General features: G+C 72.0%; 8 protein-coding genes. 1 reads left to right on the top strand and 7 read right to left on the bottom strand.

What is annotated here, in order from left to right; translation table 11 throughout:
* On the bottom strand, positions 1 to 897 hold an 897-nt coding region (locus CA983_RS31705), incomplete at its 3' end, for a maltotransferase domain-containing protein (protein WP_143645602.1).
* A 215-nt stretch (positions 898 to 1,112) separates the two neighbouring features.
* Positions 1,113 to 2,315, bottom strand: a complete 1,203-nt coding sequence (locus tag CA983_RS31710; RefSeq protein ID WP_086604245.1) for a S8 family peptidase — start codon at positions 2,313 to 2,315, stop codon at positions 1,113 to 1,115.
* A gap of 288 nt (positions 2,316 to 2,603) precedes the next feature.
* Between CA983_RS31710 and CA983_RS31715 the strand changes: the two genes are divergently transcribed.
* A complete protein-coding gene (locus CA983_RS31715) occupies positions 2,604 to 5,222 on the top strand; it encodes a glycosyltransferase family 1 protein (protein WP_086604246.1) in 2,619 nt (872 codons plus the stop codon).
* Positions 5,223 to 5,296: 74 nt separating this feature from the next.
* On the opposite strand, the gene CA983_RS31720 is transcribed toward CA983_RS31715, so the two are convergent.
* From CA983_RS31720 to CA983_RS31740, 5 genes are all read right to left on the bottom strand, one after another.
* A complete protein-coding gene (locus CA983_RS31720; protein WP_086604250.1) occupies positions 5,297 to 5,818 on the bottom strand; it encodes a DUF1990 domain-containing protein in 522 nt (173 codons plus the stop codon).
* A gap of 68 nt (positions 5,819 to 5,886) precedes the next feature.
* Positions 5,887 to 7,536 carry a M4 family metallopeptidase gene (locus CA983_RS31725; protein ID WP_086604247.1) on the bottom strand — a complete coding sequence of 550 codons (1,650 nt, stop codon included), beginning with the start codon at positions 7,534 to 7,536 and terminating at the stop codon, positions 5,887 to 5,889.
* Positions 7,537 to 7,746: 210 nt separating this feature from the next.
* Positions 7,747 to 9,807: a M4 family metallopeptidase gene (locus CA983_RS31730; RefSeq protein WP_086604248.1), complete on the bottom strand. Its 2,061-nt coding sequence runs from the start codon at positions 9,805 to 9,807 to the stop codon at positions 7,747 to 7,749.
* A 170-nt stretch (positions 9,808 to 9,977) separates the two neighbouring features.
* Positions 9,978 to 11,750, bottom strand: a complete 1,773-nt coding sequence (locus tag CA983_RS31735; protein WP_086604249.1) for an ABC transporter ATP-binding protein — start codon at positions 11,748 to 11,750, stop codon at positions 9,978 to 9,980.
* Positions 11,747 to 12,100: ATP-binding cassette domain-containing protein (locus CA983_RS31740; protein ID WP_143645603.1), on the bottom strand; the 354-nt coding region annotated here is incomplete at its 5' end. The genes CA983_RS31740 and CA983_RS31735, both read right to left, overlap by 4 nt.

Below are 12,100 nucleotides of genomic sequence, written 5' to 3' on the forward strand. Positions count from 1 at the left end.
GTTGTTCTTGCCCTTGCGGAAGGTGGTGCCGATGGGGTGGATCGGGGGCAGGTAGACCACGTCGAAGCCCATCGCCGCGATCGCCGGCAGGCGGCGGGCGGCGGTGCGGAAGGTGCCGTGGGGCTGTTGCCGGGTGCCCTCGGAGCGGGGGAAGAACTCGTACCAGGAGCCGTACAGGGCCCGCTCGCGCTCGACGAGGAGGGGCAGCGGCTCGGAGGTGGTGACCAGGTCCCGCAGCGGATGCCGGGCCAGCACCTCGTCCACCTGAGGCGTCAGCGCCGCCGCCAGCCGCGCCGCCGCCGGGCGGTCCTCGTCCCGCAGGGATTCGACGGCCGCGAGGATCACGGCCCGTCGGCCACCCTCCTCGGGCACACCGGCGGCCGCCCTCTCGTACAGGCGCGCGCCCTCCTCAAGGACGATGTCCGTGTCGATGCCCGCCGGGATCTTGATCTGCGCGTGATGGCGCCAGGTGCTGACCGGATCGCCCCACGCCTCCACGGTGAACGACCACAGGCCGGGCTCCCCGGCGGTGACCTCGGCGCCCCACCGGTCCGTCCCGGAGGCCAGCTCCCGCATCGGCGTCCACGGGCCGGGGCGGCCCTCGGGATCCTTCAGGACGACATTGGCGGCGACCGCGTCGTGCCCCTCCCGGAACACGGTCGCCGAGATCTCGAAGGTCTCGCCGGTCACGGCCTTGGCCGGCCGGCGTCCGCGCTGGACGACCGGGCGGACATCGAGAACGGGTATGCGCCCGACGGCGGTCGCCTCGCCCGCGGGGGGTGGTTGCGGGACCTGTGGACCGGCGTCGGCCGGGCGCGCGGGACGTGACTCGCCGGCGGGCGCGCGCGCCCCGGTGCGGCGGGTGGGGGTTGGTGACGAATGGTGCTTGGCGGGCATGACCGCTCCTGTCCGCGTCAACGTGGGTGGGCGGATGTCTGTGGGGAGGTGGGTCCTGCATGGTGCTCCAGAGAGGGGTACCCGGAGGAGCCTTCCCACCCTATTCGGGTGGGCAATCCGGCACTTTGTTAACTACTCACGCGTATGTCGACACACAAGACCGGCCTCGACCGTGACGGACGAGGCCGGCCCCTTCGCGTGGCTGCTCCTCCGCCCTAGGCGTGCGGCACCCGCAGTAACTTGTCCGGCGAACCGGGACCGCGGCCGGAGATCTTCCCGGTCGCCGCTCCCGTGGTCAGGGCCCTGCTGACCTGGGCCGGAGCCGCCCTCGGGTGGTCGGCCAGATACAGCGCGGCCGCGCCCGCGGCATGCGGTGCCGCCATCGAGGTACCCGAGAACGCGGCCCGCGCGGTGTCGCTCGCGGCGGACGCGGAGGTGATGCGCACGCCCGGAGCGAAGAGATCGAGGGCCGGACCGTGGTTGGAGAAGGCCGGTTTCGCATCCCTCCGGTCGGTCGCGCCGACCGTGATCGCCTGCTTGACGGCCCCCGGGGAGTACAGGCCCGCCCACCTGCCGTCGTTGCCCGCGGCGACCGTGTAGGTGACGCCGGAGGCGATGGAGGCGCGGACGGCGGTGTCCAGCCGGTCGTTGCGTGGGCCGCCCAGGCTCAGGTTGGCGACGGCGGGCTTCTTCGCGTGCCGGGTCACCCAGTCGATCCCGGCGATCACCCGGGCCGTGGTGCCCGCCCCCGCGGCGTCGAGCACGCGTACGGAGACGACGCGGGCCTTCTTGGCGACACCGTGGGCCGTCCCGGCGACCGTGCCGGCGACGTGCGTGCCGTGGCCGTTGGCGTCCGACGCGACCTCGTCGTTCCCCACGAAGTCCCAGCCGTGGCCCGCCCGGCCGCCGAAGTCCTGGTGCGTGGTCCGGACGCCGGTGTCGATCACGTACACGGTCACCCCGGCGCCCGCGGATGCGGGCGGGGTGTAGCTCCGGTCCAGCGGCAGACCCGGCTGGTCGACGCGGTCCAGCCCCCAGGAGGGCGGCTCGTGCCGGGTGCGGTCCAGCCGGACGCGGGTGTCCTGGACGACCGAGGCGACCCGGGGGTCGGCGGCGAGCCGCCCGGCCCGTCTCTCGTCGGTCCTGATCGCGTAGCCGTTCAGGACCTTGCCGTAGATGTGGCTGATCTTCACCCCGTACTTCTCGGCGAGGGCCTTTCCGGCCGCCGACGGAGCCCGGGTGCCCTCCTTCAGTGTGACCAGGTAACTTCCGTGCACGGAGCCGGGTTGTCCGGCGCCGAGTATCCGCCCCTCCGGTACGGCGTGCGCGGGCAGGGTGATGGCCGAAAACGCCGCGGCACAGATCGCCGCCACCAGGCCCCCCGTCCAGCGCAGACGCCGTGCGCGCGTCCGTGCCATGGTCCGAGTTCCCCTCCTCGACTCGGCGTACGGCTGCCGTGCGGCGCCGCGTGCGGCAGGCGCGGGCCGGTACGCCAGGGGCAGCCTCTCGTGGCGTGTGAAGCGCCACAAGGACGCCTAGGGGGCGGAATCGGCCATATCCGTGGAGGGGGCGGTTCCGGACGATCGGGGATTGGGTGCCGGAGCTTCACCGGCGGCGGCACCGCCGCCGGTACTGTCGTAGGTGACGTCGATGAAGCCCTGTGTCAGAACCCTGCGTCATCCTGCGAACGCGCCGAGGTGGAACCCGTGAAGGCGATCCGTCGATTCACCGTCCGACCCGTTCTCCCCGAACCCCTCCGGCCGCTCAGTGATCTGGCCCGCAATCTGCGCTGGTCGTGGCATGCGGAGACCCGTGAGCTGTTCCAGTCCGTCGACCCCGAGCGGTGGGCCGCCTCGGGCGGCGACCCGGTCCGGCTGCTGGGCAGCGTGCCGCCCGCGCGGCTCGCGGACCTGGCCTCGGACCGCCGCTTCCTGCGCCGCCTCGCCGCGGTCGCGGGCGATCTGAACGACTACATGACCGGCGAGCGCTGGTACCAGGCCCAGCCCGACGAACTTCCCGCCGCGATCGCCTACTTCTCACCCGAGTTCGGCATCACGGCCGCCCTGCCGCAGTACTCCGGCGGCCTCGGCATCCTGGCCGGCGACCACCTGAAGGCGGCCAGCGACCTCGGCGTCCCGCTGATCGGCGTCGGCCTGCTCTACCGGCACGGCTACTTCCGCCAGACCCTGTCCAGGGACGGCTGGCAGCAGGAGCACTACCCCGTCCTCGACCCCAACGAGCTGCCCGTGGTCCTCCTGGAGGAGGCCGACGGCACCCCCGCCCAGGTCGCCCTCGCCCTGCCCGGCGGCAAGCAGCTGCACGCCCGGATCTGGCTGGCGCAGGTCGGCCGGGTCCCGCTGCTGATGCTGGACTCGGACGTCGAGGAGAACGACCTCGGCGAGCGGGGCGTCACCGACCGGCTCTACGGCGGCGGCAGCGAGCACCGGCTGCTCCAGGAGATGCTGCTCGGCATAGGAGGGGTCCGGGCGGTGCGCACGTACTGCCGGCTGACCGGGCACCCCGCGCCGGAGGTGTTCCACACGAACGAGGGACATGCCGGGTTCCTCGGTCTGGAGCGGATCGCCGAGCTCTGCGCGGAGGGCCTGGACTTCGACTCGGCGCTGGAGGCGGTCCGCGCCGGGACGGTCTTCACCACTCACACCCCCGTCCCGGCCGGCATCGACCGCTTCGACCGCGAGCTGGTCGCCCGCCACTTCGGCCCCGAGGCCGAGCTGCCCCGCATCGACGTCGAGCGCGTCCTCAGGCTCGGCATGGAGAGCTATCCCGGCGGGGAGCCCAACCTGTTCAACATGGCCGTGATGGGCCTGCGCCTCGCCCAGCGCGCCAACGGCGTCTCCCTGCTGCACGGCAACGTCAGCCGCGAGATGTTCTCCGGCCTGTGGCCCGGGTTCGACGCCGACGAGGTGCCGATCACCTCCGTGACGAACGGCGTGCACGCGCCCACCTGGGTCGCCCCCGAGGTGTTCCGGATCGGCGCCCGGCAGGTCGGCGTCCACCGCGCCGAGGACGCGCTGACCGTCGGCGGCTCGGACCGCTGGGACGCGCTGGCGGACATCCCCGACCAGGAGATCTGGGAGCTGCGGCGGGGGCTGCGCGAGCAGCTCGTGACGGAGGTGCGGGAGCGGCTGCGGGCCTCCTGGCGGCAGCGCGGGGCCGGCACGGCCGAGCTGGGCTGGATCGACGGCGTGCTCGACCCGGACGTCCTGACCATCGGCTTCGCGCGGCGCGTCCCGTCGTACAAGCGTCTGACGCTGATGCTGCGCGACCGCGACCGGCTGATGGACCTGCTGCTGCATCCCGAGCGGCCGATCCAGATCGTCGTGGCGGGCAAGGCGCACCCCGCGGACGACGGCGGGAAGCGGCTGGTGCAGGAGCTGGTGCGGTTCGCGGACGACCCGCGGGTACGGCACCGGATCGTGTTCCTGCCGGACTACGGCATGGGCATGGCGCAGAAGCTGTACCCGGGGTGCGACATCTGGCTGAACAACCCACTTCGTCCCCTGGAGGCCTGCGGCACGTCCGGGATGAAGGCGGCGCTCAACGGCTGTCTCAACCTGTCCGTCCTGGACGGCTGGTGGGACGAGTGGTTCCAGCCGGACTTCGGCTGGGCCATCCCCACCGCTGACGGTGTCGGGACCGACCCGGACCATCGCGACGACGTAGAGGCCGCGGCGCTGTACGACCTGCTGGAGCAGCGGGTGACGCCCCGCTTCTACGAGCGCGGGCAGAGCGGGCTGCCCGACCGGTGGATCGAGATGGTCCGCCAGACGCTGAGCCTGCTCGGACCGAAGGTGCTGGCCGGGCGGATGGTCCGCGAGTACGTGGAGCGGCTCTACTCGCCGGCGGCGCTCGCCCACCGGTCCATGGTTCCGGACGCGGCGCGGGAGCTCGCCGAKTGGAAGGGCCGGGTGCGGGCGGCGTGGCCGGGGGTCACCGTCGACCATGTGGAGACGTCCGCGGTGGCGGAGCTGGCGGAGTTGGGGACGACGCTGGGGCTTCGGGTGCGGGTGGGGCTCGGGGATCTCGGGCCTGATGACGTGGAGGTGCAGGCCGTTTCTGGGCGGGTGGACGAGGAGGACCGGATCGGTGACGCGACGGTTGTTCCTCTGAAGCCGGTGGGCTCCGCCGGTCTGGACGGGCGGTGGGTTTATGAGGGGCCCTTGTCCTTGGATCGCACCGGGCCTTTTGGGTACACGGTGCGGATCCTTCCCGCGCATCGGCTGTTGGCTTCGAGTGCGGAGTTGGGGCTCGTGGCCGGGCCGAGCGAGGAACTGGTGGAGGCTGCGGGGTTGTTGATGCGTTGAGGGTTGTCCGCGGGTGCGTGGGGGCTGGTCGCGCCCACGCGGCGGAGCCGCAGATCGATACAGCCCCGCGTCCCTTAGGTGTCCGCACCACCCTGCGTTGCAAGGTTCCGCAGGACGGTGCCGCACCGCCTGGCGTATGCGTGCTGGAAGCCCCTGGTCGCCGGGCCGCCCGCCCTCGCGTACCACTTGGCTCCCCGGCTGAAGGCGTTCACCGTCAGCCAGACCGTGCCGTCGCCCGTGCGGTCGACGACGAAGGACTCCTCGCCGCACTCGGGGTGGCCGGGCAGCGTGCCGTAAGCCCAGCCCGCGCGGCGGGGTTCCTCGACCGTCCACACCACGCGGCAGGGGGCCTTGATCATCCCGGCGAGGGTGACGGTGACGTCGACGCCGGGGGCCGCCCGGTCCGCGCCGGCGTCGATGCCGACGCCCATGGCCCGGTGCATCTCCCAGGTGAGCACCGCCTCCGAGGCGCGGTGGAAGACCTCCTCGCCTTCCCCGAGGCGGGTGCGCACGTTCATGGGGTGGAAGCCCGGCGGGCAGAAGCCCTGGTCACGGGTGGCGCCGACATCGGCGTAGGTGAAGTCTTCCGAAGGCATGGTCACCAAGAGTAGGGCGGTACCCGGATGTGCCTTCGCTCCGGGTACCGTCCTCGGCCGTGCTTCGGTCAGCCCACGTTGACGGCGGACCAGGCGGAGGCGACCGCCTTGTACTCGGCGCTGCTCGCGCCGTACAGCGCCGAGGCCGCGTTCAGGGTCGCCGTGCGGGCACCCGCGTACTTGGTCGTCGACGTCATGTACGTCGTCAGCGCCTTGTACCAGATCTGGAGCGCCTTGGTGCGGCCGATGCCGGTGACCGTGGAGCCGTTGGACGTGGGCGAGTTGTAGGTCACGCCGTTGACGGTCTTCGTGCCGCTGCCCTCGGACAGCAGGTAGAAGAAGTGGTTGGCGGGGCCGGAGGAGTGGTGGACGTCCAGGCCGCCCAGACTGGAGGACCAGGCGTCGGCGGAGTCGCCGTCCTTGCTGGGCTTGTCCATGTAGCGCAGCGGGGAGCCGTCGCCGTGGATGTCGATCTCCTCGCCGATGAGGTAGTCACCGGCGTCGGAGGAATTGCCCGCGAAGAACTCCGCGCCCGCGCCGAAGATGTCGCTCGTCGCCTCGTTCAGACCGCCGGACTCGCCGCTGTAGTTGAGGCCGGCCGTGGCCGACGTCAGGCCGTGGCTCATCTCGTGCGCGGCGACGTCGAGCGAGGTCAGCGGGTGGGTGTTGCCCGAGCCGTCGCCGTAGGTCATGCAGAAGCAGCTGTCCGACCAGAACGCGTTGACGTAGTTGTTGCCGTAGTGGACGCGCGAGTAGGCCGCCTTGCCGTCGTTGCGGATGCCGCTGCGGCCGAAGGTGTTCTTGTAGAAGTCCCAGGTCACCTGGGCGCCGTAGTGGGCGTCGGCGGCGGCGGTCTCCAGGTTGGAGGGGTTGCCGGTGCCCCAGACGTCGTCGGAGCCGGAGAAGAGGGTGCCGGTGCCGGAGGTGCCGCGGTTCAGGTTGTACGTCTTGTGGCCGCCGCGCGTGCCGTCCGTCAGGGTGTAGGACGACCCGGACTTCGTGGTGCCGATGGTGACCTTGCCGCTGTAGGTGGTGTTGCCCGTGCCGGTCTCGATGCCCTGGTACTCGTAGAGCTTCTTGCCGGTGGCGGCGTCGGTGACGACGTGCAGCTCGTTCGGGGTGCCGTCCTCCTGGAGGCCGCCGACGACCGTCTCGTAGGCGAGGGTGGGCTTGCCGTCGGCCGCCCAGATGACCTTGCGGGGCGTGGAGTTCGCCTCGGTCTTCTCCGAACCGGCCGCCTTGGCGAGCGTCACGGCCTGCTTCTCGGCCTTGGCGGCGGTGACCGTCGGCTTGAGCGAGGCGACCTCGAGCGCGGCCTTCGTCGCTCTGGTGACGCCCTTGGTCTCGCCCGACTTCGACTCGTGCACGACGAGGTCGCCGCCGAGGACCGGCAGGCCCGCGTAGGTGCGCTCGTAGCGGGTGTGGACCGTGCCGTCGGCGTCCTTCACGACGTCCTTGACGACCAGCTTCTCCTGTTCGCCGAGGCCTATCTCGTCGGCGGTGCCGGTGGCGTTCGCCTGCTGCTCCTTGATGAGGGCGGCGCGGGCGGGCGCGGTCAGCAGGACGGGTGCGGCCGCGAGGGCCGGCTTGCCGGAGGAGGAGTCGGCGGCGGCGCTGCTGCCGGAGGTCAGAGCGGTGGTGAGCAGGGCGCCGGCCGCGACGGCGGTGGCGATGGCCAGCGTGGTGCGCTTGTGACGCGCGTAGACAGGGGTGGTCACACGAGCTCCTAGGTGTGGGGGAACTGCTGTGGTGCTGTGCGGCGGGTGGGGGAAGAGTGGCACTTGGGGCGCGTACATGTCAGGAGCGCCACGTGATGTTGGCCGGAAAACGACGGCGACGTGTCGCACCGGAGGCATGAAGCGGGCGCCGCCCCGGGGGAGTCGAACCCACCGGGGCGGCGCCCTGCCTTGGGCAGACCGCGAACGGGCCTACGGGAAGGTGAGCTTCCAGCTGTTGATGTATCCGGTGTCGCGGGCCGCGTTGTCCTGGACCCGCAGCTGCCAGACGCCGTTGGCGGCCTCGGAGGAGGCGTTCACCGTGTAGGTGGTGGCGATGTTGTCGGCGCTGCCGCCGGTGCCGTAGCCCTTCAGCGTGTACGCCGTGCCGTCGGGGGCCACCAGCTGCACCTGGAGGTCGCCGATGTAGGTGTGGACGATGTCCACGGCGACCTGGAGGTTGGACGGCGCGTTGCCCGTCCGGCCCGAGACGGTGACCGGTGACGTGACCGCCGCGCCCCGGTCCGGGATCGCCACGTCGGCGGTGTTCTCGAAGGACGTACCGCCGCCGCCTCCGCCGCCGGAGCGGGCGCCGACGTTCACGCCCGCCCACGCGTCCTGGACCGCCTTGTACTCGGCGCTGTCGGTGCCGTAGAGCTCACCGGTCGCCGCGAGGGTGCCGGTGCGGGCGCCCGCGTAGTTGGTGGTCGAGGTGAACTTGGTGGTCAGCGCGCGGAACCAGATCTTCTCCGCCTTGTCCCGGCCGATGCCGGTGACCGGGAGGCCGTCCGAGGTGGGCGAGTCGTAGGTGACACYGTTGATGGTCTTGGTGCCGCTGCCCTCGCTCAGCAGGTAGAAGAAGTGGTTCGCCGGGCCCGAGGAGTAGTGCACGTCGATCGAGCCGATGCCCGAGTACCAGGCGTCCTTGGACGAGCCGTCCCTGCTGGGCTTGTCCATGTGGCGCAGCGGCGTGCCGTCGCCGTTGATGTCGATCTCCTCGCCGATGAGGTAGTCACCGACGTCGGAGGAGTTCTTGGCGAAGAACTCGACGGTCGCGCCGAAGATGTCGGAGGTCGCCTCGTTCAGGCCGCCGGACTCGCCGCTGTAGTTGAGGCCCGCGGTGTTCGAGGTGAGCCCGTGGGTCATCTCGTGCGCGGCCACGTCGATCGACGTCAGTGGGTTCGCGTTGCCCGAGCCGTCGCCGTAGGTCATGCAGAAGCAGCTGTCCGACCAGAACGCGTTGACGTAGTTGTTGCCGTAGTGGACGCGCGAGTACGCGCCCACGCCGTCGCCGCGGATGCCGCTGCGGCCGTGCACGTTCTTGTAGTAGTCCCACGTCAGCGCGGCGCCGTAGTGCGCGTCGGCGGCGGCCGACTCCAGGTTGGAGGGGCTGCCGTTGCCCCACACGTCGTCGGAGCCGGAGAAGAGGGTGCCGGTGCCGGAGGTGCCGCGGCCCAGGTTGTACGTCTTGTGGTTGCCGCGGGCGCCGTCGGTGAGGTTGTACGCCGAGCCCGACTGGGTGGTCGTGAGGTCGACCGTGCCGGAGTACACCGTGTTGCCGGTGCCGTTCTCGATGGCCTCCCAGGCGTACAGCTTCTCGCCGGTGGTGGCGTCGGTGACGACGTGCAGCTCCTGCGGGGTGCCGTCGTGCTGGAAGCCGCCGACGACCGTCTCGTACGCCACGACCGGCTTGCCGTTGGCGGCCCAGATCACCTTGCGGGGCTCCCGGTTGACGGCCGGGCTCTTGGCGTCCTCGGCCTTCCCCGCGGCCAGGGTCTGTTGCCGGGCCTTCGCCGCGGGCACCGCGGTCTTCGTCGTGGCCGGTGTGATGGCGGCGCGGGTGGCCTTCACGACGGCGGCGGTGTCGTCCGCCTTCGTGCTCTGAACGACCAGGTCGCCGCCGAGGACCGGCAGGCCGTCGTAGGTGCGCTCGTAGCGCGTGTGCAGGGTGCCGTCGCGGTCCTTGAGGACGTCGCGGACGACCAGCTTCTCCTTGGCGCCGAGGCCCAGGTCCTTCGCCGTCCCGGCCTTGTCCGCGTCGGCCTCGCGGATCAGCGCGGCGCGCTGGGCGGGGGAGAGCCGGACCGGCTCCGAGCCGGGGTTCGCCTTGCTCGCGGCCTGCGGTGCCTTCTCCGGGGCTGCGGTGGCGGTGCCGCTCTGCACGGCGGCGGCGATCAGCGCGGCGACGCCGGCGAGGGCCACGGCCGCGGTGCGGCGGGGGGTGTGGGGAGTGCGTCTGTGAGAGGTGCTTCTTCGCGAGGAACTGCTTCTCAACACTGGCTCCTTCTGCGGGACCGGGGATCGCCCGGCCTGGGGAGGTGGAGGTGTTGCCGTGGGGTTGCCGTGGAGCAGTCGTGGGAAGCGTGGCAGGGGAGCGCGCTTTCTGTCAGGGGCGCGTCAACAGTATGGCCGGAAACGGTTCGTTGACCGGAAGTCCATGTTCGCTATACGGACTCGTGGTGATCCCTGGGCGGGTCCCCGTGCCAGGAGTGCCACAGCGCCGCGTAGGCACTGCCGGCCGCCACCAGCTCGTCGTGCGTGCCGAGTTCGGTGAGCCGGCCGTCCTCCATCACGGCCACCCGGTCGGCGTCGTGCGCGGTGTGCAGCCGGTGCGCGACGGCGATGACCGTGCGCCCTTCGAGCACGGCGGCCAGGGCGCGCTCGGTGTGCCGGGCGGTCGTCGGGTCGAGCAGCGCGGTCGCCTCGTCGAGGATCAGCGTGTGCGGGTCCGCCAGCACCACGCGGGCCAGGGCGAGTTGCTGGGCCTGGGAGCCGTCGGTGCGGTGACCGCCCTGGCCCAGGCGGGTGTCCAGGCGCTCCGGCAGCTCCCGCACCCACGCGTCGGCGCCGACCACCGACAGCGCCTTCCACAACTCCTCGTCACCGGCGGACGGTTCGGCGATCCGCAGATTGTCGCGGACCGAGCCGAGGAACACGTGGTGCTCCTGGGTGACCAGCACGACCTGGCGGCGCAGCCGCTCCGGTCCGAGCCCGACGACGGGCACGCCGCCGACCGTCACCGAGCCGGCGGTCGGCGCGTCGATGCCCGCCATCAGCCGGCTCAGCGTGGTCTTCCCGGCGCCCGACGGCCCGACCATGGCCAGCCGCTCCCCGGACGTCACCGTCAGGTCGACGCCGCGCAGCACCTCGGCGCCCCCGTCGTAGGCGTAGCGCACACCGGTGACGTCGATACGGTCGCCGTCCGGATCGGGACCCTCGCCCTCCCCGGCGGCCCGCGGGGCCTGCGCCAGCCCCTCCACCCGGGCGAAGGAGGCGTCGCTGCTCTGGAGCTGCTCGACCCGCACCAGGATCTTGTCCAGCGGCCCGCTCATCTGGTGCAGATACAGGGCCGCCGCCACGACCGCCCCGAGACTCATCGAGCCCGAGGTGTGCAACGCCCCGCCGATCACCAGCACCCCGGCCACCGGGAGGACGTACGACACCTCCACCGCCAGGAAGAACACCGTGCGCAGGAACAGTGTGTAGAGGCGCGTACGGCGGGACGTCTCCAGTGCCTCCCGGCTCGCGGCGGTGCGTTGCTCGCGGAGCCGGAACGCCTCCACCGTGCGCGCTCCGGCCGCGGTCGCCGCGAGGATCTCCGCGACGTCCGAGGTGGCCGCGCCCTCGGCGAGATACCCGTCCCGGGCCCGCCGCAGATACCAGCGCAACGCCAGCCAGATCGGCGTCAGGCCGAGCACGCCGAGGGCGCCGAGCAGCGGGTCCAGCAGGAACACCGCGCCGACCATGAACAGGGACTGCACGAGGTTGATGAGCAGGACCGGACCGGCGTCCCGCAGCGTGTTGCCCACGGTCGTGACGTCCGAGGTGCCGCGGGCCGTCAGATCGCCGGTGCCGGCGCGTTCCACGACCGAGGCGGGCAGGGCGAGGGCGCGGTCCACGAACCGCTCCCGTACGCGCGCGAGGGTGCGTTCGCCGAAGCGGTGGCCCACGTAACGGGCCCAGCGGGCGAGGAACAACTGGGCGAGGGCGCAGGCCAGGAGGACGAGGGCCAGCCGGTCCACGGCCGCCACACCGTGCCCGGCGCGGACGTCGTCGATCATCCGGCCCAGCAGCCAGGGACCTGCCAGACCGGCCAGGGCGGCGAGGGCGTTGAGGGCGAGGACGGTGCTGAAGGCCCGGGTGTCCGCCCGTACCAGGTCCAGCAACGCCCGTCGGACGTCCGCCCGTTCGGCGACGGGCAGGTGTCCGCGGCTCATCGGACGGCCTCCTCGGTGTCCCTGGCCACGAGGGCGCGGTAGCCGGGGGTGGTGTCGAGCAGTTCGTGGTGGCTGCCCGAGGCCGCGACCTTGCCGTCGACCAGGTAGTGGACGGTGTCCGTGCGGTCCAGGACGAGGGGAGAGGTGGTGGTCACGACCGTGGTGCGGCCCTGCCGGGCTTGTGTGAGGCGGTCGGCGACGGTGGCTTCGGTGTGGGCGTCGAGGGCGGAGGTGGGCTCGACGGCCAGGAGGATCTCCGGGTCGGCGAGGAGGGCTCTGGCCAGGCGGATGCGTTGGCGTTGGCCGCCGGAGAGGTTGCGGGCCTGGGCGGTCATGGGGGTGGCCAGGCC

It is taken from the genome of Streptomyces swartbergensis (assembly GCF_002148965.1).
Taxonomy (GTDB): Bacteria; Actinomycetota; Actinomycetes; order Streptomycetales; family Streptomycetaceae; genus Streptomyces; species Streptomyces swartbergensis.

Excerpts from the sequence above, each read along its gene's own strand:
- CA983_RS31710 (WP_086604245.1), bottom strand. The coding sequence starts at position 2,315 with ATGGCACGGACGCGCGCACGGCGTCTGCGCTGGACGGGGGGCCTGGTG.
- CA983_RS31720 (WP_086604250.1), bottom strand. The coding sequence starts at position 5,818 with ATGCCTTCGGAAGACTTCACCTACGCCGATGTCGGCGCCACCCGTGAC.
- CA983_RS31735 (WP_086604249.1), bottom strand. The coding sequence starts at position 11,750 with ATGAGCCGCGGACACCTGCCCGTCGCCGAACGGGCGGACGTCCGACGG.